The 20,181-nt window shown below is 65.9% G+C and carries 22 protein-coding genes; 10 read left to right on the top strand and 12 right to left on the bottom strand.

Annotated features, from left to right (window positions below; genetic code table 11):
* Positions 1–66: 66 nt before the first annotated feature.
* The 11 genes from GWK61_RS20000 to GWK61_RS20050 form a co-directional block, all read right to left on the bottom strand.
* Positions 67–1,305 (bottom strand): tyrosine-type recombinase/integrase, encoded by a 1,239-nt coding sequence (locus tag GWK61_RS20000; RefSeq protein WP_194910229.1) that lies wholly within the window; start codon positions 1,303–1,305, stop codon positions 67–69.
* Between the two features lies 1 nt (position 1,306).
* Entirely contained in the window at positions 1,307–1,504 is a 198-nt protein-coding gene (locus GWK61_RS20005) for a helix-turn-helix transcriptional regulator (RefSeq protein WP_194910230.1), read from the bottom strand.
* Entirely contained in the window at positions 1,501–2,943 is a 1,443-nt protein-coding gene (locus GWK61_RS20010; RefSeq protein WP_194910232.1) for a replication initiator, read from the bottom strand. Before GWK61_RS20010 ends, GWK61_RS20005 begins: the two co-directional genes overlap by 4 nt.
* Positions 2,940–3,545: a hypothetical protein gene (locus tag GWK61_RS20015; RefSeq protein WP_194910234.1), complete on the bottom strand. Its 606-nt coding sequence runs from the start codon at positions 3,543–3,545 to the stop codon at positions 2,940–2,942. Before GWK61_RS20015 ends, GWK61_RS20010 begins: the two co-directional genes overlap by 4 nt.
* Positions 3,546–3,693: 148 nt before the next feature.
* Positions 3,694–4,353, bottom strand: a complete 660-nt coding sequence (locus GWK61_RS20020; protein WP_194910236.1) for a DUF2637 domain-containing protein — start codon at positions 4,351–4,353, stop codon at positions 3,694–3,696.
* A gap of 1 nt (position 4,354) precedes the next feature.
* Entirely contained in the window at positions 4,355–4,546 is a 192-nt protein-coding gene (locus tag GWK61_RS20025) for a hypothetical protein (RefSeq protein WP_194910238.1), read from the bottom strand.
* A 5-nt stretch (positions 4,547–4,551) separates the two neighbouring features.
* Positions 4,552–4,863, bottom strand: coding sequence for a hypothetical protein (locus tag GWK61_RS20030; RefSeq protein WP_194910240.1), 312 nt, complete (start codon positions 4,861–4,863; stop codon positions 4,552–4,554).
* Positions 4,864–5,315: 452 nt separating this feature from the next.
* Entirely contained in the window at positions 5,316–5,690 is a 375-nt protein-coding gene (locus GWK61_RS20035; protein WP_194910242.1) for a hypothetical protein, read from the bottom strand.
* 170 nt (positions 5,691–5,860) lie between these two features.
* Complete coding sequence (locus GWK61_RS20040) at positions 5,861–7,228, bottom strand: hypothetical protein (RefSeq protein WP_194910243.1); 1,368 nt, start codon at positions 7,226–7,228, stop codon at positions 5,861–5,863.
* Entirely contained in the window at positions 7,213–7,410 is a 198-nt protein-coding gene (locus GWK61_RS20045; RefSeq protein WP_194910245.1) for a hypothetical protein, read from the bottom strand. The genes GWK61_RS20040 and GWK61_RS20045 overlap by 16 nt, the downstream gene beginning before the upstream one ends.
* Positions 7,411–7,417: 7 nt before the next feature.
* Positions 7,418–7,735, bottom strand: a complete 318-nt coding sequence (locus tag GWK61_RS20050) for a hypothetical protein (protein WP_194910247.1) — start codon at positions 7,733–7,735, stop codon at positions 7,418–7,420.
* A 117-nt stretch (positions 7,736–7,852) separates the two neighbouring features.
* Here GWK61_RS20050 and GWK61_RS20055 point away from each other — a divergent pair, with 117 nt between their 5' ends.
* The 8 genes from GWK61_RS20055 (at position 7,853) to GWK61_RS20090 (ending at position 17,022) form a co-directional block, all read left to right on the top strand.
* Positions 7,853–8,230 (top strand): GntR family transcriptional regulator, encoded by a 378-nt coding sequence (locus GWK61_RS20055; RefSeq protein WP_194910249.1) that lies wholly within the window; start codon positions 7,853–7,855, stop codon positions 8,228–8,230.
* Positions 8,231–8,656: 426 nt separating this feature from the next.
* Positions 8,657–9,313 carry an NUDIX hydrolase gene (locus GWK61_RS20060; protein ID WP_194910251.1) on the top strand — a complete coding sequence of 219 codons (657 nt, stop codon included), beginning with the start codon at positions 8,657–8,659 and terminating at the stop codon, positions 9,311–9,313.
* A complete protein-coding gene (locus GWK61_RS20065) occupies positions 9,310–9,729 on the top strand; it encodes an NUDIX hydrolase (protein WP_194910253.1) in 420 nt (139 codons plus the stop codon). Before GWK61_RS20060 ends, GWK61_RS20065 begins: the two co-directional genes overlap by 4 nt.
* A gap of 640 nt (positions 9,730–10,369) precedes the next feature.
* Positions 10,370–12,154, top strand: a complete 1,785-nt coding sequence (locus tag GWK61_RS20070) for an ATP-binding protein (protein WP_194910255.1) — start codon at positions 10,370–10,372, stop codon at positions 12,152–12,154.
* 523 nt (positions 12,155–12,677) lie between these two features.
* On the top strand, positions 12,678–13,049 hold the full coding sequence (locus GWK61_RS20075; RefSeq protein ID WP_194910257.1) for a hypothetical protein: 372 nt from the start codon (positions 12,678–12,680) through the stop codon (positions 13,047–13,049).
* Between the two features lie 135 nt (positions 13,050–13,184).
* The gene (locus GWK61_RS20080; protein ID WP_194910258.1) at positions 13,185–15,107 is read left to right on the top strand and encodes a GTP-binding protein; all 1,923 of its coding nucleotides are present in this window, start codon (positions 13,185–13,187) and stop codon (positions 15,105–15,107) included.
* Positions 15,108–15,185: 78 nt separating this feature from the next.
* The gene (locus GWK61_RS20085; RefSeq protein WP_194910260.1) at positions 15,186–15,719 is read left to right on the top strand and encodes a SigE family RNA polymerase sigma factor; all 534 of its coding nucleotides are present in this window, start codon (positions 15,186–15,188) and stop codon (positions 15,717–15,719) included.
* Between the two features lie 7 nt (positions 15,720–15,726).
* Complete coding sequence (locus tag GWK61_RS20090; RefSeq protein WP_194910262.1) at positions 15,727–17,022, top strand: hypothetical protein; 1,296 nt, start codon at positions 15,727–15,729, stop codon at positions 17,020–17,022.
* Positions 17,023–17,180: 158 nt separating this feature from the next.
* Here the strand turns inward: GWK61_RS20090 and phoU are convergent, their stop codons facing one another.
* Complete coding sequence (gene phoU, locus GWK61_RS20095) at positions 17,181–17,834, bottom strand: phosphate signaling complex protein PhoU (protein ID WP_194910264.1); 654 nt, start codon at positions 17,832–17,834, stop codon at positions 17,181–17,183.
* A gap of 196 nt (positions 17,835–18,030) precedes the next feature.
* Here phoU and GWK61_RS20100 point away from each other — a divergent pair, with 196 nt between their 5' ends.
* Both GWK61_RS20100 and GWK61_RS20105 read left to right on the top strand, forming a co-directional pair.
* Positions 18,031–19,182: a sensor histidine kinase gene (locus GWK61_RS20100; RefSeq protein WP_323747651.1), complete on the top strand. Its 1,152-nt coding sequence runs from the start codon at positions 18,031–18,033 to the stop codon at positions 19,180–19,182.
* Positions 19,183–19,216: 34 nt separating this feature from the next.
* Positions 19,217–19,897: a response regulator gene (locus GWK61_RS20105; RefSeq protein WP_015796763.1), complete on the top strand. Its 681-nt coding sequence runs from the start codon at positions 19,217–19,219 to the stop codon at positions 19,895–19,897.
* The last annotated feature ends 284 nt before the right edge of the window (positions 19,898–20,181 follow it).

Genomic DNA, 20,181 nt, shown 5'->3' on the forward strand with positions numbered 1-20,181 from the left:
GCCCCCTACCAGCCGGAATGGCGTCGGTAGGGGGCTCTTGATCTGCTCTGGGCCGTCTTTGGGCCGTCAGGCCGGCGGGCCGAACTTGTCGTAGACCGCAGCGACAGCCGCGCGCGATCTCTCCTTGCTGTTGGGCATGAGGTGCGCATAGACCCGGAGGGTCAGGCCGGGGTCGGTGTGTCCCATGTACTCGCTGACGGCCGTGATGCTCTCGCCAGCGTCGAGGAGCACCGAGGCGTAGAAGTGCCGGAGCGCGTGCATTCCGTGCTCACGGGCAGCCGCATGAGTCTTACCCTTCGCCGGCCGGGGGATCACGCCGACATCTACGAGAGCGTGCTTCCACTGGTCAGTGTTGAACGACCCTCGCCAAACGATGCCACCGCCAGGGCCAGTGAAGATCAGTCGTTTGGTGACCTTCGGGCCGTCCACCTTTCCCCAGGGCAGCGTGATCTCAACCGGCTTGAAGGCGTCCATGTGTGCACGTAGAGACTCTGCGACCGGCTTCGGTAGGGGAACGTCTCGAACCTTGCCACCCTTGGGAAGCGCGAAGATCGGCTTGCTTCGACTGAGCTTGAGTTGGTGGAGAACGTGCAGCGTGTCCGACTCGAAGTCGAGTTCATCCACGGATACGCCCAAGATCTCGCCTTGACGCAGACCGCAGCCGGCGCCCAGATCAACCGTCGAGCCGTAGCGGTCGGGAAGTGCCGAACGGACCGCGAAGACGCGTTCAGGCGCCCACGGAGTGAGTCGTTTCCGCTCGATCGATGGAGGCCGGACCGACGAAGCAGCAAACGGGCTTCGAGGCAGGAAACCGTCATCCACGATCGCGCTCATGACGGTACGCACGTTGGCGTAGATTACGCCGATGTAGGCCGCTGACAAGCGGTTCTCTTCCAGCTGAGCAACCCAGGTGCGGATGTGGCGAGGCTGGAATGAGCCGATCGGACGTGATCCGATATGCGGATATGCGTGACGCCGAAGCTGTGACTCCATGGATGCCTGCGTGTTCGGATCGCCGCTGTTGGTCTTCAGCCACTCCTCGGCGTACTGCCGGAACGTGACCTTTACCGTCTTGGGGTTGATATAGATTCCCCGAGACATGTCCGCTTCGATGTTGGTCAACCACTCTTCGGCCTTGCGTTTCTGTCGGTCCGGGAAGCTCTTGTTCTTTTCAGTGCCGTCCGGGCCGATGTAGCGAGCGCGGTACCGCAGGCCCGTGCCGTAGCGGTCGGACTTGACCCGGATGGGTTTCCCGTCCAGACCAGCCTCGGTCTTATACCAGCGGTCTTGGATGTGGCCAGCCATATCAGCGCTCCTGCTCGACGAGGCCAGCGATCCACATGTGCACGTCGGCGGGGTCGTATCGCAGGTGCTTGCCGACGCGGAATGCCGGTGGACCGGTGCGCTTGCGTCGCCACTGATACAACGTCTCTACCGAGGGCAGCGCGAGGAGTTCGGCCAGATCTTCTGGGGTGAGGTAGCGTTCCGGGAGCGCGATTGTCATTGCCGATCCTCCTGGTCAGGCTGTGATTTCGGGTACACGTCGGGATGTCCACGGCCGACGAATGACCAGTCGTTGACGACGAGGATGGTCGATTCGTCGTAGAGGTCGAGGTCTGGAACGTCGGCACGTTGAGCGGCCTGGTAGTCGGCCCGTTCGGTGCGGAGGGCACCGAGCGTGGTGGAATAGGTCCGCGACTTCGTGGAGAAGTGCCCGCGGAAGCCGAGCATGTGAGCCCACTTGCGAAGCTTCAGCTCGGCGAGTTCGGGCATGCCGCCGAGTCGCCAGCAGGTCTCGATCAGCCGACGAGCATGCGGCGTGAGGTCGAAGCGGTCGAGGTTGGCGCGGGTGCCGTAGCTACGGCAGTCCCCGCAGGCCAGTTCGCGAGTCGAGGCGGTTCCGTCTTCGGACTTCACGTCCAGGACGACGAAGCCGTGGCCGGCGCAGCGACGGCAGGCGATGGGCGAGAGGTCGAGGCCGGCGGCTTCGGCGGCTTTGGTGGCGTACTTGGCGATGTAGCGGGCAACGGCCACATCGGACAGTGCCGACGCGGCTTCGGCGTTGAGGTCGGTCGCCGAGATCAGGCGCACGTCAAGCTGCCGGCCCCAAGCCAGGGCACGAGTGGGAACGGTCGAGGCGTCGGGGGTATCGACGGTTGCGCGGCGAACGCCGATCTCGACGGCTTCGGCGAGCATGTAGATAGGGATGCCGGACGGAGCAGGCGAGCCGGGACCGTGCGGCCCGTCGAGGCGGATCACCGCGTGGAAGTGGACGAGGCCCCGAGCCTGGTATTCGGCGACTTTGGCGAAGACGACCGTGAACCGCCGAGCGGCTTCGGCGCGGGTCAGGCCGAGCAGCCGAGCCAGGGCACGACGAATCTCGGTCGTGGTACGGGACCACAGCGCGGAGGCCATCGCGTTGAACAGGGCGTGACCCGTGTAGTCGTAGGTGTCGGGGTTGAGCGGACTCCCGATCAGCAGGTCATCGGGGCCGTGCCAACGTCCGCAGGAGGGACCGGTACGGCGCGGGTGGCAGGGTCGACGCTGGCCTTTCTTGTCCGGGCCGAGGTGGACCGGACCGAACGACGGAGCGGTGAGCGTGACGAACAGCCGCGGATTGTCAGCGACGACCGCAGACACCTCCTTGCCGCCGCGGAGGCCGGCGACGATGAGGTTGTACGTGTCGTACTTGTAGAGCGTCGAGCAGGCTTCGCAGTGGGAGGCACGGCGGTTGCCGCAGGCCATGACGAGGACGCCGCCGGGCATGGTTGCCGAGTTGAGTTCGTGCAGAACTGTCCCCGAGGGCTTGTGCCAGATGCGGCGGACGCCGGCGAGCTGAATTGGCTGATCGCAGCGGCCCGAGGTCTGCCGGATGCCCTCAGCCTCAGCGATCCTGGCGAAAGTGGCCAGGTCGCTGAGGTTGTCGAGGTCGAGCACCGTCACGCGGCCCTCCGAGTTTCGGCTTCGGCACTGTCGAGGACTTCGCGGTCAGAAGTGATGCGAACCGGCTCCAGAGCGAGGGATGGAGGAGTCATCAGCGCGTCACGTCGGTCAGCGCTTTCGAGTTGCCAGACGTGGTACTCGGCGGCGTTGACGCGCAGGTCAGCAGCCTTCAGTTCGGCCATGGCGGTGATGCGCGCGGCTTCGAGCTTGGCCTGAGCCTTGATCGAAGCGACGGCCACGGCGGTTTGCCCCCCGATGACCGCGAGGCTCTGCGCGTGCGCGCGGTCAGCGTCGCGCTGGTCGTATTCCTCGCGGACCGTGCGACGTTCGCGGACGTGTCGACGCGCCGTGATCCAGCCGGTCACCGTGGCGACGCCCCAGACGATCAAGGGTTCTGACATGCCGGCGGGGTAGGCCATGGCTCCGATGCCCAAGCACGCACCGGAGAGCGCCAGGCACGTCCCGGTCAGAAGCGGGTCACGGGTGGCCGAGGCATGGCCAGCACTGGCGAGCCCGAGCAGGCATCCGGCAGCGACGGGGATCATGTCGCCGATCGAGTGCCGAGCACCGTTCTCGCTCCAGTACCGCGCCACGGCGAGCATGCCGGTTGTAACAGCGGGACTGACCAGCGCCAGGGCGACCGATGCCGGGGAGACCAGCGAGCGGGGACGCGGGGCCGACGCGGGCACCTGGTAGGGAACGGCAGACGGCTCGGAGGTTGTCAGGTCGGTCATTGGTCAGCCCTCCTTTTCAGGCGTACAGGTGTGTGTGGATGGTGTGGGCGAGCGGTTCGGAGATCCGGAGCTTGGTCCGCAGAGCCGCCGTGTCGATCGGCTCGCCGTTGACGCGCTCGTATTCGTCAGCGATGGTGCGCGCCCAGTCGAGGAGTGCGGGAGCGACCGAGGGCGCCTCAGCCGGCGCAGCGGGCAGCGCCAAGACGGCAGGCTGGCTGGCAGCCTGGACCGGTGTTGCGGGAACAGTCGGCGGGACCGGAGCGACCGCGGACTGTTCGGCTTCGACCGACTCGACCAGCTCGACAGCGGGAGCCGACTCGTCACGGTGGCTCAGCAGCGTGCAGGCCAGAAAGGCAACCGCCGGCCAGACACCGAGGCACACGGCCAACGGGCGATCCATCTTGTTGTCCCAGGACGACACGATGTTCGCCGCCAGCGACGCGGCGAGACCGAGCAGGAACGTGAGCCAGGCGAGCATCTTGGACCCGCTGTCCTTGGCGACGATCTTCCGGTACGCCGCGACGGTGAGCAGGTCGACGGACAGGGGGTAGAGCCACGCCTTCCAGCCGTCCTGGCCGTGGCCGGCGGCAAGGTCGTGAATGTGAGAGAAGGACAGGGAGCCGGTCAGGACAGCCTGGAACAGCACGCCATCCGTGAATCGCCGCAGCTTGCCCATGTCAGTCGCCTCCCTTCGAGGTGATCGGGTGCGGCTCGTCGAGCCGGGCTGACAGGTAGTAGCGGACCGAACCGGAAGTCCGTGCCCGCATGGCACCGGAGACGGACGCCACGTCCACGCCGGTCAGGGCACGGAGGTAGTCGAGGAGACGGGCGATCTCGTCGGACGGGCCGATGGCGCGAAGCTCGATCATCGGAATCACGCGGCCTTTCCGGTGGTCACGCCAGCACGGCGGAGCCGGTAGACGATGCGGTGCGACAGCGCGGCGGTGTTGAGGCTCAGGGCTTCGCCGACGAGGCGACGGGCGTCGATCCCGGTCACGTCACGCGGGTAGGGGACGTAACCGAGTTTCAGCGCGAGCCAGGTCAGCTCGGCCTCGTTCAGCTCGATCGGGTGGCCGTCGCGGGCACGGTCGACCGCGACGAGGTCGACCGGCCCCAAGGGGGTGTCAACGGTGAGGCCGTCCGAGGGGATCGACGGCTCCCAGAGGTCGACGCGCGGGATGGTCACGTTCCGTCCTTTCTCTAGAATCCGAGCCGGGCGGCTCCCCCGGACCACCAGCGCCAAGTCACGGCGTTGATGGCCAGGGCAGTTGTCCGGATCGCCGGTCACACGCCGCCGTTCTTTTCGGCGCAGACCTTGTGAGAAGCGCGACCCGCGGAGTCGCGGAGGATGGTCCCGTTGCCGCAGTACCGGCACGGTCCCGAAGTCGGGCAGTAGTGAGAGCTGTCCGACCAGTCCAAGACCCGAGTGCCGTCCGGGAGGTCGTAGGGCTCGTGTGCCTTGTGCTGGCGACTCATGACGATTCGCCGGAGCCCAGGCAGGTCAGACAGATGGCGGACTCGCCCTCGATGCGACGGCGCCGGGTAGCCGGGAGAGCTACGACGCCTTCGCCCTTGCAGGAGTTGCAGGGGTTAGCAGCCGGCGGAGTCGGCACCGATTCGGAGGTCTTGACCGTCGCCTTACGCGGCATGGCTCAGCACCACGGGGGCGGGGTCCGCGTGCGCGATCGGCGACCAGATCTTGAGCGTGCCGCCGGTCGGGATCGCCACCTGGACGTCCAGGGTTCGGAAGGTGCCGCCGTTGTATTCCTCGATCGGCCCGCTCAGGAAGAACTGACCGCCGAGCAGCCCGGCCAGCGTGAGCAGCCGCTCGATCACGTCGCTCTCGGCGACCCGGTACGCGGCCAGGTACACGGTCACGCACGTCTCGCCGTCGGTGTTGATGTCGATGCGCGTGCTGTGCGGGTCGTCTAGTTCCGGCAGGAACGAGATCTCGTCCAGGTACCGCGACACCTGGCGCAGCGTCGCGGCCACGCCGTTGATCGTGCATCTCATCAGAGTTCTGCCTTTCTCGTTCGACTTTGGGCATGGAGCGGGTAAGGACTTGGCGCGAGGAGGTCGCGCCGACCTTGGTGGTTTGGTGAGCGGGCTACTTGCCTTTGCTCTATCCCTAGTATGTCCTAGGACGTACTAGTTCACAAGAGGTCGAGGCAAGATTCTTTGCCCTAGGCGACGTCGCCGAGCAGGTGAGGCCCACCGAGCTGCGAGCGGATCAGTTCGAGCGGATCGGCCACGAGGTCCGCCGTGGCGTCAGCCATCGCTGCGGAGTCCTCATCGCTGACGTACGGCGTCCGGACGAGGGTGAAGCCCGGTCGGCCCTCAGCGACCATCGAGGCAACACCGATGTACGCGGCGTCTTGTAGCCGCCGGGGGTGCGCGTGCGGGTACTCAGAAATGTCCGCGCCGAGGATCGCCACGGTCGCTTCAGAGGTCCGCTGTGCGTAGCTGATCGCGACTTGGCAGTTGTCGCGGATCTGGGTCGGGATCGCGTCGCCGGTTGCCTTCTGAGTCGCCAGGAGGACCTGAAGGCCGACGTTCCGGCCCTTGCGCACGACCTCTTCGACCAGCCGGGTGAACTCGGCAGCATCGGCGACAGCCTTCTGTGACGCCTTATCCCCCGAGGTGGCCTTTGGCGCGTAGAAGAACGTGTGCGCCTCATCGATCACGACGACGACCAAGGGCCATTGCGCCGAGGGGCCGACGTGCCACATGTTCTTGACGCCGAGAATCTGCTTGATGCCCGCCTGGCGGGCGAGCAGGAGCTGATGCACCTGACGCATGATGCCGATGGCGTGTTCGCGATCGTCCTTGCCGAACAACCACGCCCGCGGAGCCAGGTCGTCATAGTCGGGTCCGCCCTTGCCATCGAGGAAGACGAACTGGACAGCAGGCGACGGGGCGAGCTGACAGAACCGCGAGGCGATGAGCGAGGACTTGCCGAAGCCGGCGAGTCCGGCGAGAGCCATTCCGGAAACGCCCGACGACCTTATAGTGACCGGCTCGGCGTTCGCGTCGCGCCCGATCGCCCAGGACTTCAGGTCCACGGACTTCGGACTCAGGTCAGGCTTCAGCGTCCACGGCTCGGTCAGCGGGTCGAGCAGCAGCGCGCGGACGATCAGCCGACCAGGCTTCAAGGGCAACACCTGGACCTGATGGACGCGCCAGGCGTGAGCCAGGTATTCGGCTGCACCCTGCCACTCTGCGAGGCCGATCTTGCCGATGGTCTTGACCTCGATGGTCAGACCGAACCGGTCAGCGCGAACCTTGATCGCCGGTATCAGTGTGCGGGGACGCTCAGCCTTGGAGCGGTACTCGCCATCGAGGGGGACGGCCGATCCGACCTTGGACGCGTGATCGGTCTGGTAGAGACCGACGCGCATCGCGGTCTTCTTCCAGGTGGCCCGGACGCGCCAGGCCAGGCGGAGCGCGGCCCTTCGATCGCGATCCGAGCGGATATAGGAGACGCCCGACGCCATGGCTGGCAGCACTGCCGCACAGCCGAGGACTTCGGGGACTATCAACGTGCCGACCATGTGCGAGCCTCCCCGCGGATCAGAAGGACGAGAGAGCGGCCACCCCGGTAGAGCAGACGGCCGAGAAGGAACGCCGACCAGGCCAGTTCCTTAACCAGAACGACAAGCCAGTGGCCGGCCAGCGAACGCGCGACGGTGAGCGCGACCACCAGGCCGACCACGACCAGAGCGGCGACCAGCATCCGGGAATCAGCCCTTGACGATCTTCAGGGCCGACGCCTTGTAGACGTACCAGGCCCTGCCGTTCTTCACGTCGGTGACCAGCGTCAGGCCGATCGCCTTGACCTTGGTCCCCATGTCGACGGCTTCCGTCAGGCCCGGCTGCGGGACCGTGACGCGCATGGTCAGCGGGTTACCGCCGTCGATCGGCATGACCAGCGAGACGTCGTACAGCGGGACGTCCGTACCCCGCTCCAGCGCGTGAGCGCCGCTCTCGCGGTCGACCTGGGGGGTGGCCGGGCCGATGGCGAGCAGGTCGCGGGTCGAGTCCAGAGGAGCGATGAGCATTAGTGACCTCCCGGTCGGTTGGGGTTCTACACCTATGATGCCCTAGTACATACTCCAGCGCAATAGGGTGACTCAAGATCCTTCGTCTTATGGCGTACTAGCTCGTATGCTGGCGTCATGACCGTCAGCGCCGATGACCCCCGCCCTCCGCGCATTCAGATCGCGGACGCGCTTCGAGAAGAAATCGCTAGCGGGCAACTGCCGGCGGGCAAGCGATTCCCGACGATCCGTGACCTCACGTCGAGGTTTGGCGTCGCGCAGAACACGGTTCAAGCAGCCGTGGAGATCTTGAAGTCCGAGGGTCTGGTGGCGTCATACGGCAACCGCGGAATGTTCGTGGAGGACCCCGCCGATTCGAAGGAGCCGGCGGGGTCGCCCGAGTTTGTTGCGATCAGTCGTCACCTTGCGGCACTAGACGAAGCCGTGAGGTCGATGGCCGAGCGGTTGCAGGAGCTTGAGACTGAAGTTCGGTCCGCCAGAGGTCAAGCTCAGTAGCCAATTTCGTTGCGGACTCGATCAGTTTCGCCACGCTGGCGGAGGTGGCTTCCAGGCGAGCCAGCGTCCTAGCCATCTCGCCCCGAGTCATCGCCATTGATCGTTCCCTTCGTGAGTCATGGGTCGTGCAGTCTGGGAATGCGTCCGCGCACGGCCCTGTGTGACAGTCCGAGGCACGAAGAACCGCGCAACCCGGTAGGCCGACAAAACAGCCTCCAAGAGAAGGCCCACCACGCAGGGGTCCGTTGCGAAACCCGAAGCCGAGATCTTTTGGATCTCTTGGCTTCCGCCCCTACGTGGGGTTTGATGTCCATGACCACTAGTCAACAGGTAGGACACTGATACGCCCATGTACCGGGAGCGCACTCACGGTGCACTCACCATGCACTCCGCATGCACTCTGGTGACGACAGCGGGAGGGACCACGTGGATGTTGTCGAGGAGTGGTCAGGGAGCCTCGCCTGTTCACTCCAAGCCGCCCTCCGAATGACGAACGAAGGGTTTGCCAACCACCTTGGCGTTGCCGTCCGCACCGTCGCGACGTGGCACGCGGACCCGGATGTGATCCCACGTGCGGAAATGCAACAGCTACTTGATACGGCCCTGGAACGGTCACCCGATGCCACCCGGACCCGTTTCGCGTTACTGGTGGGCGCCGCCTCAAAGAGCACGATCAGCGACCCTGCCGCTCAGTCACTTCGGGTGGCCATAGCGATCGTGATGCGCGGCGATGAAGTCTTGCTGGTCTGCCGACGCGGGGATGATGCCGGCGGCATCACCTGGCAGTTTCCGGCAGGCGTTATCAAGCCCGGAGGATCACCGGAGCTGGTCGCCGTCCGTGAGACCTTGGCGGAGACGGGCGTTCACTGCACAGTGCGCCAAAGTCTCGGCACTCGCCTTCATCCGATCACAGGCGTGTTGTGTGACTACCTACTATGTGACTACTTGGCTGGCGACGCGGCGAACAACGACGTGGTGGAGAACGTCGAAGTGCTTTGGGCCGCTCGAAGTGAGGTGACGCGCTTCATCCCGGCTGAGAGGATCTATAGGCCCGTACTCAAGGCGCTGGAGGAATCGACGTGACCGCTCAGACCCCCGACGAGAAGCCCGGAATCGCGGCGGCTGTCGTTGTCGACAACGGCCGCGTGCTCTTGGTGCGCCGCAGGGTGAAGGAAGGCACGCTTTCGTGGCAACTTCCAGCCGGCGCGATCGAGCAAGGAGAGACCGCCGAGCAAGCCGCAGTTCGGGAGACGAAGGAAGAGACCGGCCTCATCGTCTCGGCGGTGACCCTGCTTGGCGCACGACTTCACCCGATTACCGGTCGCCACATGTCATACGTGGTCTGCATCGCCGAGTCTGGAGCGGTTCATGTTGCCGACGCTGATGAGCTGGCCGAGGTCGAGTGGAGTGACCGCACCGAAACCGCGGAGCGTGTCCCCGATGGGTTCTGGGAGCCGGTACAGGCGTACCTCGACTCGGCTCTGACGGTTAAGGCGTAGCCAGCAGGGCTTACAGGGGGTTGGTCGAAACTTTCTCTACGAGTATCAAGGCGCTCCGCTGCGCTACGCGCAGCCGCGCGCCCTGCCCGAGCCCGCCGCTCCTGTCTTCGCCCCGCTCACGGTCTCGGCCCTGGCGCGCGGCTTGCTGGAGGCTGGCGGACTCCATGACCAAGAGCAGAGTACGAGCCTCCGGCGGGCCGACCTCTGGAATGCCCAAGATCGAATCCAGTCGAGCGGGAAGCCGACGGATCGAGCGTGCGGACGTGGGTCGGTTCTGGGCATTCCGTCGGACAGCCATCGCGATGCGACTACCAGACCGCGCCGAGGGGTGCAAGGCGAAGGGCGTGCCTTGCACCCCTCGGCGCGGCCCGGAAGGGACAAGCCTGCCTGTCCGACGGAATGCCCAGAACCTCAGCCCGCACCATGTGGCGGTAAGCCACGGGACAGGGCACGAGCCCAGCTCCAACGCGCGTGCGTTGGCCGCCAACGTTTCATTGTCCCCTGTACAACCTTGCACAGGTTCGCCCTGTGCTAGCACAGACCTGGTACAGCTCTGTAGGATCTGGTACAGGGCGTACCAACGGCTGGTACAGCCTCGCAGAGGTCATCAGCCAGCCTAGTTGAATCGCAAGGAGTAGAGATGGACATTGATCTTGATGATCTTATTGATGAGCTTCGGCGCATCGGGTCCGATCATTCGACTTGCGAGGTTAAGAAGGCCCAAGGGGGAATCCCTGCCACGCTGTGGGAGTCAATCAGTGCTTTCGCAAATGCCGAGGGCGGTACTCTAGTACTCGGGGTAGATGAAAAGAACAACTTCGATGTGGTAGGGGTGGTGAATGCTGGCGCTACAGAAGCTGCCGTGGCGGCGATCGCCAGCGAACTTGATCCGCCAATTCGTGTCGACGTTAAGACACTTTCAACCGGTGGGAAGAACGTCGTTGTGGCAGTGATTCCAAAATTGCCACGCAATCAGAGGCCTTGTTTCAAGAAATCACTTGGCCCCTGGAACGGAGCCAGGATCCGAGTAGCCGACGGTGACAGAAAGCTCACCGAATATGAGGTCTCGATCCTTTTTGCTAACCGCGAATATCAAAAGAATGACCTGGAGCCGATTGAGGCGGCCGGCGAAGGTGATCTGGATCCAGAGGCGCTCGCTAGATTTCTACGAAGGATCCGGGAGACGAAGGCTGCGATCTTTTCACGCATCTCTGATCAAGAGGTCTTGAAAATGATGAATGTTCTCGTCGAGCACGAGGGTCGACTTCTGCCAACTCTCGCCGGCTTGCTGGCATTTGGTATTTATCCGCAACAGTTTGAACCGCAACTTGATATTACGTTCGTTTCGTATCCAACGTCGGCTCCGGGGGAATTGGGTCCACGGGGAGAGCGCTTCACTGAGAATCAGTCAATCGATGGATCTATTCCAACGATGGTTACGGAGGCTATTAGGGTACTGAAGCGAAATATGCGCCGACGCAGCATCGTGACCGGGGCTTTTAGGGTGGACGAGTATGAGTACCCCGAGGAGGTGCTTCGAGAAGTCCTCGCAAACGCTCTAGTCCATCGCGACTATTCAAAGCAAGCGCGAGGTATGCAGATTCAGATCGAGATGTATCCGGATAGGCTGATCGTGAGAAATCCCGGAGGCCTTTTTGGCCCGGTGGACGTTGGATCGCTAGGGACGTTGAATGCTTCCTCTTCCCGTAACGGCTCGCTCTTGAAGATCCTGGAAGACACGCCACTTATGGTAGATCACATGGTTTGTGAGAATCGCGGTAGTGGTATTGCTAGGATGCGATATGTGATGTCGGAGGCCGGAATGGAACAGCCGACCTTCCGTGACTATATTTCAACGTTTGAGGCAGAGTTCCCAAATCACACCCTTATTGATCAGGACGCTCTGGAGTGGCTCGGGTCTCTTGGCGGGGCGCCGTTGAGTCGTGCTCAGATGACAGGTCTGGTCATGATGCGACAGGGGCGTACTTTCACGAACAGCGAATTCCGTGTGGCGACCGGAATTGCCGATAGCCGTCTCGCGGCAAAGGAGTTGAAAGACCTAGTGGAACGTGGTCTTGTTACTCAAAGCGGAGTTAGGGGAGGCACCTCGTACAGCCTGATTTTGGACGGCGAGGAGCCAGAAGCCGAGTACATTCTCTTTTCGTCTGGCATGACGGCAAGATGGGTAACTCCTGAAGAGATGCTTACTGGTAACCAGAAGCTTGTCTATGATGCTCTGGGTCAGGGAATGCTTCAGCGTAAGGCAATTGAGGCGGCAACAGGGCTCGATAGCGCCCAGGTGGGTTCTGCCTTGGCTTCCCTGAAGGATAAGGGGTTTGTTGGCTTGGTGGGCCAACAGAGATCCCGGAGCGCGAAATGGATCCGCACAACCAAGCCGCACAGCGAGGATCCCAGCCAGGCCTAACCTGGGCCGTCCGTGGGCCGTGGGAGGTTAGCCGACGGCGACAAACGACGACAAGCGACGACAGTCCAACCCCAGCTCAGCGGCATGGTGCCGAACGGGCATGCTGGTCGCAGGAGTGGACTACAAGTCCCAGGGGAAGAAGTAGGGCAAGACGGATTCTGCTCTCACCGGAGTCGCTGCTCTCGGTGAGAGCAACCGGCCCTTGACGTGGCACGCTACGATACTGATCAGTAGTGTGCACAATCGACTACGCTGCGTGCCCGATGTGCTTACAGTGGAAGGCCACGGCCTTCGACTCGGGAAATCGCATGGGGTACTGGCAGCGACATAAAAAGGACCACGAAGAGGTCCTCGAACTCTTTCATCGCAACGGGTGGACCATCAAGGATCCGCCCACGTACTACACACTCAAGTGCCCCTGTGGGGCGCACATGAGGTGGTATCACCTCACGCCAAGCGGGGCAAACTACGCTAAGAATGTTGTGAGCTGGGGCAAGCGTCAACCGTGCTGGAGGAACGTGCCATGAGCATCGAGGTGCATTTGGCGCTGTCGTTCCGCGTCGACGGGCCCGAGACGGCTGAGGAACTCGAGCAGAGCGCCGGGAAGGTGATGGAGGCCCTTCTGGCGCTCGAAGAGTGCAACTCCGAGTTGAGCGACGCTGGCGTCGCCATGGACGCCGACCAGATGATCGTCGAGGTTGAGCTCAGGGTGTCCGGCTCGTCGGAACCGGAGTGCATCGAGCGAGCTTTGGCGGCAATGCGGACCGCGATCCACGCTGCGGGGCACGGCACGCCTGATTGGCAGGCCTCCAGCCACTACGCAACGCCCGACATAAGTGCCGAGGGTGCAACCGGCACTTTCCGGCGTCTGCAGTTCACAGCCAGCACCGAATAATCGTTTGCCCCACCGGTGCCGTCGTGCGAGCCTGCACGGCGGCACTGTCGTTCTCTGGAAAGGCCACGGGCATGCGCCGTCGTTCCGAAATCTTCGTTTCCCCTATGGATCGAGCTTTCGAGGACGCAATCAACCGTGCCTACTGTGAACATCGGGATCCTCGCGCATGTCGACGCGGGTAAGACCAGCCTGACCGAGCGCCTGCTCTTCGAGACCGGGGTCATCGGGCGGCTTGGCAGTGTGGATGCCGGGACCACGCAGACCGACCGTGGTGAGATCGAGCGGCGTCGGGGGATCACCATCAAGTCTGCGGTCGCCGCGTTCAGTGTCGGCGACCTGCGCGTCAACCTCATCGACACGCCTGGGCACTCCGACTTTGTCGCCGAGGTCGAGAGGGCGCTGGGGGTGCTGGACGGTGCCGTGCTGGTGCTCTCGGCCGTCGAGGGGGTGCAGGCTCACACCCGGCGGCTGATGAAGACGTTGCGACGGCTGCGGGTACCGACGCTGCTGTTCGTGAACAAGATCGACCGGGTCGGTGCGAGGCACGAAGAGCTGCTCGCGGATGTGCGCAGGCTGCTGACGCCCGGCGCCGTCGCCGTGACCGCGGCCGAGGACGCCGGGACGAAGGCGGCGCGTGTGCGGCCCGCGATCCTCGGCGCCGCCGACGCCGAGCGGCTGGCCGAGCACGACGACGCCGTCCTGGCCGCACTGGTCGACGACCGCTTCCCCGGCGAGTCCGAGCTGCGCGAAGCCCTGGCGCGCCAGACGGCGCTCGGCCGTGCGTACCCGGTCTACTTCGGCTCGGCGATCACCGGAGTCGGGGTCGCGGAACTCGTCGACGGGGTGCGTGATCTGTTGCCGCGTGCTGGCGGAGATGCCGATGGCGAGACCCGCGGCACCGTTTTCGCCATTGAGCGCGGACGTGCGGGAGAGAAGATCGCTTACGTGCGCGTGCGCAACGGCGTGCTCCGCGTCCGCGACCGCACCGAGTTCGGCACGGTCACCGGCGTGGAGGTGGTCGGACTCCAGGGCGCCGACGAGGCCCGCCCCGGCGACATCGCGAAGGTCAGGGGGCTGACGGGAATCCGGGTCGGCGACCGCTTCGGATCCGGCGAGACCGATCGATCTGTGAATGCCAACACCTCAACAGACTTCGCCACCCCAAGCCTGGAAACCGTCGTCCACGCAGCAGACGGCGACCGCACCCGCCTCCACGCCGCCCTGGTCGCCATGGCGGATCAGGACCCGCTGATCCGTACCCGCGCGCTGCCCGGCGGCGAAAGCTCGGTGCTCCTCTACGGCGAGGTCCAGAAGGAGGTCGTCGCCGCGACCCTGGCCGAGGAGTACGGCGTCCAGGCGCTCTTCGAACCGAGCCGCACCGTCTACACCGAGCGTCCCGTCGGCGTCGGCGAGTACCGCGAGGACATGACCCACGACCCCGGCACCCGGTTCCGTGCGACGCTCGGATTCCGGGTCGCGCCGGGCCAGGCGGGCAGCGGCCGGGTGTTCCGCTATGAGACCGAGCTCGGCGCGCTGCCGCCGGTGTACCACCGCGCGACCGAGGAGACCGTGCTGCGGACGCTGGACCAGGGGCTCGACGGCTGGGAGGTGACGGACGTGGTGGTGACCATGGTGCACAGCGGCTTCTGCTCGGTGACCAGCACCGCGGCCGACTTCCGGAAGCTGGCGCCGTTCGTGCTGATGCGGGCGCTGACCGAGGCCGGGACCGACGTTCACGAGCCCTGCCACGCCTTCGAACTCGACGTCCCGGCGGACACGGTCTCGGCGGTGCTGTCGGCGCTGATCGCGGCGGAAGCCGAGATCGAGCTGTCGGAGGGCGGCACGGCGTCGTGGTCCCTGCGCGGGAACCTGCCGGCGCGTACGGTGCAGGACGTCGAGAAGACGTTGCCCGCGCTCACGCGAGGTGAGGCGGTCTGGCTGTCGCAGGCGGCGGGGGACCGGCTGGTGCGGAGCCGGCCGCCGGCCCGGGAGCGGACCGACGGGAATCCGGCCGAGCTGGGGGAGTACCTGCGTCACCTGGCGTTGGAGAAGGCGTAGAGCCGTTGTGGGAGAACGCTTGGAGAAAGTACGGAGAGGCGCTAGAACCCTGAGCGCGCGGACACCGGTTGTATCTGCGTGAGATCTCTCAGGAAAGGCACCAGCCCGGAGCCCCAAGAGGAGTTCCGGGCCTTCGTCACGGGAAGTCAGGGCCACCTGAGGCGCTCGGCCTATGTGCTGTGCGGCGACTGGCACCTTGCCGAAGACCTCGTCCAGACCGCCTATCAGCGGATCTTCCGGTCCTGGCAGCGGATACGGCTGGTGGACATGCCGGACGCGTACGCGCGCCGCGTCGTCTACCGCTGCTATCTCGACAGCCGCAAGTGGCAGCGGGAGGCGGCCTCGATCGAGGCGCTGGTCGACCGGCCGGCCCAGGAGGGCGACGCCGCGATGCGGCTGACCATCCTGGCGGCGCTGGCCGAGCTGGCCCCGCGCACGCGCGCGGTCGTCGCCCTGCGCTACTGGGAGGACCAGAGCGTCGAGCAGACGGCGGCCGCGCTGGGCATGAGCCCGGGCACGGTCAAGAGCATGTCCGCGCGCGGGCTGGCCCAGCTGCGCGGGCGGCTGGGCGACTTCGCGAGCCTGCTTCCCGACTCCGTAGAAACCAGGTGAGTTGGAAATGACACCAGCGAACTCAGAGAACCGAGACACCACGGACCTGATGGTCCACGCCATGATCGGCCGGCTCTTCGACGAGCCGGAGCCGTTGCACCGCACCGATCTGGCCGACGGCGCGATCGCGCAGGGCATGGCGGTGTCGCGCCGCCGGGGCCTGGCCGTCGCCGGGGCGACGCTGAGCGTGGTCGCGGTGATCGGCGGGGTCGTCGCGATGACCGGCGGGGCGAGCCCTTCCGTCGTCGGCGGCGACTGGTCGATCAACACCGACTCCACGGCGCAGATCGCGCCGCAGGCTTACGAAGACTCCGGCCCGACGTACGCGGACCGGCAGCGGGAGATCGTCCAGCAGCTGCCGTCGGTGTTCCGCCCGTTGCTCCCGGCAGGGGTGACGGTGAGCCCGAATCAGATGCAGGCTACCGGCGTCTCGTACACGATGACCGGCGACTACGTGCCGGCGATCGTGGTGCGCTCCGGGAGCGACGACTACCTCCTGCGCTTCGACAACTCCGACAACAACGCGGGGTACACCGACGCCTTTGCGAGGACCTCCGCCCCCTCGATCGCAGTGGCCGGAGGTACGATCCGGGTGGCGGTGGTGCAGGGTGGCACCGAGTCGCCGAAGCACCAGTTCACCGCGTGGTACGAGTTCAAGCCCACCGGCTCCAAGCAGGTGTTCCGCTTCTACCTCTACGGCTCCGGCAGTGCCACCCCCATCAGTTCCACGGCTTTCAAGAAGATGGTGGAATCGCCGGCGTTCGCAAAGCTCCGGCAGCTTCTGGACCCGTCGGTCCCGGCCTCGGCCGACGCCGTCCGGCAGCGGTACGCCACCGAGGCGAAGATCAACGCCGAGGCGCAGAAGGTCCTGCCGCCGGGATTCCGGTTGAAGTTCAACCCGGGCGCGCCGGGCGCGCTCGAACTCGTCGGCCCTGGCGGGGTCAACACTTTCCAGTGGTTCAGTCTCCTGGGCAAGGACCAGCAGATTTCCTGCCCTGCCCAGTCGTTGTGTTTCGCTCCGTACAGCGGCGTAGGGCTCGGAACCAAGGTCGGACCCGACGGCAAGGCGCGGCTCGGTGTCTACGGGGGATGGACCGGGAAGTCCGCCGACTCGTCGGTCGTGATCGATGTCTTCGGCGAGTCGAAGCTGGGCGAGTCGGTGGAGCCGACGCAGATGGGCAAGCCCTTTGAGACCGCGCCTCAGGGCCCCGGGCTGACACCGCAGCAGGCCATGGCGATCGTCAAGGCGCCGGGCGCGGCGAAGGTGATCGGCGACGTCGCCAAGCTGGCCGCCTTGTACTGACCCGATGACCCCTCTGCCCTGGGTCCGCTGCTGCCCTGGGTCCGCTGACCAGTGAAGAAACAGCTCCGGCCGGCTGCCGTTCCCGGCAGCCGGCCGGAGCCGTGTCTGTCTGGTGCAAGTCGGCCCGAGTCAAGTACAGGTCGGCCCGAGTACTTCGCTCAGCTGACGGCCTCGGGGTGCTCGCCGGTCACCAGGAACACCATGCGCTTGGCCACCGACACCGCGTGGTCGGCGTACCGCTCGTAGTAGCGGCCGCACAGCGTGACGTCCACGGCGGTCTCGATGCCGTGCTTCCACTTGTCGTCCATCAGCGACTTGAACAGGCCGCGGTGCAGGCGGTCCATCTCGTCGTCCTCGGACTCCAGGGCCAGCGCGGCCTCCACGTCGCGGGCGGCGATGATCGAGCCGACCTTGGCGACCAGCTCGGAGGCGATGTCGCCCATCTCCACGATGGTGCCGCGGATCTCCGGCGGGATCGCCGACTGCGGGTAGCGGCGGCGGGCCACCTTGGCCACGTGCCGGGCCAGGTCGCCCATGCGCTCCAGGTCCGCGCTCATACGCAGGCTGGTGATGATGGTGCGCAGGTCGCCGGCGACCGGCTGCTGGCGGGCCAGCAGGTCGAAGCTGTTGTCGTCCAGCGTGTGCTGGAGCTCGTCGACCTTGTCGTCGGCGTCGATCACGGACTCGGCCAGGGTCAGGTCCGCGTCCAGGAGCGCGGTGGTGGCCCGGGCCATGGCCGAGCCGACCAGCCGCGTCATCTCGACCAGGGTCTCGCTGATCGAGTCGAGCTCCTCGTGGAAGGCGTCGCGCATGGGGGTTACCGCTCCTGTCGTCGCGTGTGCTGGTGATCTGCTGTACGGACGCGGACTACTCTTCCCCGTCCAGGCATCCCGGGACAATGCCGCCGGTGAATCGACTGGGGCCGGAAAGTGAACTCTTGGCCACGTCGGTACGGCGGAATGATCCGTGGGAGTTGTGCCGGTGCGAAGCGCCCTTACTGTTGGCTGTGTGAACGTCAATGCTGCGACCGCCGGGCTGGCCGCGCTGATCGGCCTCGGTACCGGGGTCAGCGGAGCTTTGGCCTTCCGGTTCAGTGAAAGGGAACGCGTGGGTCCACCCGAACCGCCGAGCGACGATCCGGTCCCGCCGGGCGTGGCCGGTGTCCTGCAGGTCCTGCGAAGCTCGGCTGTCGTACTGGACGCCAGCGACGCCGTCGTGAAGGCATCACCGGCAGCTTATGCCATGGGACTGGTCAAGTCCCGCTCTCTCACCTCGCCCGAACTGCTCGACCTGGCCCGCCAGGTGCGCCGCGACGGCGAGATACGCCAGGTCGAGATGGACGTGCCGCACGGCGCCACGGCCGTGCTGCACTCCACCGTCCGGATCGCGCCGCTGGGCGCCACGCTGGTGCTGGTGCTGGTCGAGGACCGCACCGAGGCCCGGCGGGTGGACGAGGTGCGCCGGGACTTCGTGGCGAACGTCTCGCACGAGCTCAAGACCCCGGTCGGGGCGCTGTCGCTGCTGGCCGAGGCCGTGCAGTCGGCCTCCGACGACCCCGAGGCGGTCCGCCGCTTCGCGGCCCGGATGCAGCAGGAGTCGGCCCGCCTGACCTCTCTGATCCAGGACCTGATCGACCTGTCCCGGGTGCAGATCGACGCCCCGCTGTCCGCCTCGGCGGAGAAGGTGCGCGTCGCCGAGGTGGTGGCCGACGCCCTGGACCGCAGCTACGAGACGGCCGCGGCGCGCCGGATCGAGTTGATCGCGGACGCCGAGGAAGACGTCGCGGTGCGCGGCGACCGGACCCAGCTGGCCGCGGCCCTGGGCAACCTGGTCGAGAACGCCGTGAACTACTCGCCGGACGACACCCGGGTCGCGGTGGCCGTCAAGCACAACGGCGACCTGGTCGAGATCGCGGTCACCGACCAGGGCATCGGGATACCCGAACGCGACCTGGAGCGGATCTTCGAGCGGTTCTACCGTGTCGACCCGGCGCGCTCGCGCGCGACCGGCGGCACCGGTCTGGGCCTGTCGATCGTCAAGCACATCGCGGCCACGCACGGCGGGGAGGTGTCGGTGTGGTCCTCCGAAGGGAACGGCTCCACCTTCACCCTGAAGCTCCCGGTCTGTGTCGAGGAACGCGATCTGGCACGGGCCATGTGATGGCCATGAACAAACCAAGTGGGAGGACCCCGAAGTGACCCGTGTACTCGTGGTCGAGGACGAGGACTCGATCAGCGACCCCCTGTCCTACATGCTGCGCAACGAGGGCTTCGAGGTGGCGGTCGCCGACACCGGCCCGGCCGCGCTGGAGGAGTTCGACCGGCACGGCGCCGACCTGGTCCTGCTGGACCTGATGCTGCCGGGGCTGCCCGGCACCGAGGTCTGCCGGCAGATCCGGGCCAAGTCCAACGTCCCGGTGATCATGCTCACCGCCAAGGACAGCGAGATCGACAAGGTCGTCGGCCTGGAACTGGGCGCCGACGACTACGTCACCAAGCCGTTCTCGGCCCGCGAGCTGGTGGCGCGCATCCGCGCGGTGCTGCGCCGCCAGGCCGCCAGCGACGAGCCGGACGGCGGGGCCCTGGAGGCCGGCCCGGTCCGCATGGACGTGGACCGGCACAAGGTGACCGTCGACGGCCGCCCGGTGGAGCTGCCGCTGAAGGAGTTCGAGCTCCTGGAGATGCTGCTGCGCAACTCCGGCCGCGTGCTGACCCGCATGCAGCTGATCGACCGGGTCTGGGGCGCCGACTACGTCGGCGACACCAAGACGCTGGACGTGCACGTCAAGCGGCTGCGCGCGAAGATCGAGCCGGACCCGGGGACGCCGGTGCACCTGGTGACGGTGCGCGGGCTCGGGTACAAGTTCGAGGGCTGAACCCGCTGACGGGCCGAGCCGGCTCAAGGGCTGGGCTGATTCGACGGTTGTGTGCGCGCCGGCCTCGGGGGCCGACGCGCGAGCAGGTACGTGCCAAGGGGCTTCGGTTTTCACCGGGGCCCCTTCGGCTGTCTCAGGGTGCCCCTCAGCGCGTCGACATCGACGGCGGCGGGGTCGAGGGCCCGCCGCTCGGGCGCGAGCCCATCACCGGGCCCGTCGGCGTGGTGCTGTGCGGCGGGGGCGGGGCCGTGGTGGTCGGCCTCGGCGGGGTCGTCGACTGCGGG

It is taken from the genome of Catenulispora rubra (assembly GCF_015356825.1).
In the GTDB taxonomy this organism is placed as follows: domain Bacteria; phylum Actinomycetota; class Actinomycetes; order Streptomycetales; family Catenulisporaceae; genus Catenulispora; species Catenulispora rubra.

What these genes read in the sequence shown, in the direction of transcription:
- GWK61_RS20000 (WP_194910229.1), bottom strand. Translation starts at nt 1,305, where the DNA reads ATGGCTGGCCACATCCAAGACCGCTGGTATAAGACCGAGGCTGGTCTG.
- GWK61_RS20005 (WP_194910230.1), bottom strand. Translation starts at nt 1,504, where the DNA reads ATGACAATCGCGCTCCCGGAACGCTACCTCACCCCAGAAGATCTGGCC.
- GWK61_RS20015 (WP_194910234.1), bottom strand. Translation starts at nt 3,545, where the DNA reads ATGCTCGCCGTGGCGCGGTACTGGAGCGAGAACGGTGCTCGGCACTCG.
- GWK61_RS20020 (WP_194910236.1), bottom strand. Translation starts at nt 4,353, where the DNA reads ATGGGCAAGCTGCGGCGATTCACGGATGGCGTGCTGTTCCAGGCTGTC.
- GWK61_RS20025 (WP_194910238.1), bottom strand. Translation starts at nt 4,546, where the DNA reads ATGATCGAGCTTCGCGCCATCGGCCCGTCCGACGAGATCGCCCGTCTC.
- GWK61_RS20035 (WP_194910242.1), bottom strand. Translation starts at nt 5,690, where the DNA reads ATGAGATGCACGATCAACGGCGTGGCCGCGACGCTGCGCCAGGTGTCG.
- GWK61_RS20040 (WP_194910243.1), bottom strand. Translation starts at nt 7,228, where the DNA reads ATGGTCGGCACGTTGATAGTCCCCGAAGTCCTCGGCTGTGCGGCAGTG.
- GWK61_RS20045 (WP_194910245.1), bottom strand. Translation starts at nt 7,410, where the DNA reads ATGCTGGTCGCCGCTCTGGTCGTGGTCGGCCTGGTGGTCGCGCTCACC.
- GWK61_RS20050 (WP_194910247.1), bottom strand. Translation starts at nt 7,735, where the DNA reads ATGCTCATCGCTCCTCTGGACTCGACCCGCGACCTGCTCGCCATCGGC.
- GWK61_RS20055 (WP_194910249.1), top strand. Translation starts at nt 7,853, where the DNA reads ATGACCGTCAGCGCCGATGACCCCCGCCCTCCGCGCATTCAGATCGCG.
- GWK61_RS20070 (WP_194910255.1), top strand. Translation starts at nt 10,370, where the DNA reads ATGGACATTGATCTTGATGATCTTATTGATGAGCTTCGGCGCATCGGG.
- GWK61_RS20075 (WP_194910257.1), top strand. Translation starts at nt 12,678, where the DNA reads ATGAGCATCGAGGTGCATTTGGCGCTGTCGTTCCGCGTCGACGGGCCC.
- GWK61_RS20090 (WP_194910262.1), top strand. Translation starts at nt 15,727, where the DNA reads ATGACACCAGCGAACTCAGAGAACCGAGACACCACGGACCTGATGGTC.
- phoU (WP_194910264.1), bottom strand. Translation starts at nt 17,834, where the DNA reads ATGCGCGACGCCTTCCACGAGGAGCTCGACTCGATCAGCGAGACCCTG.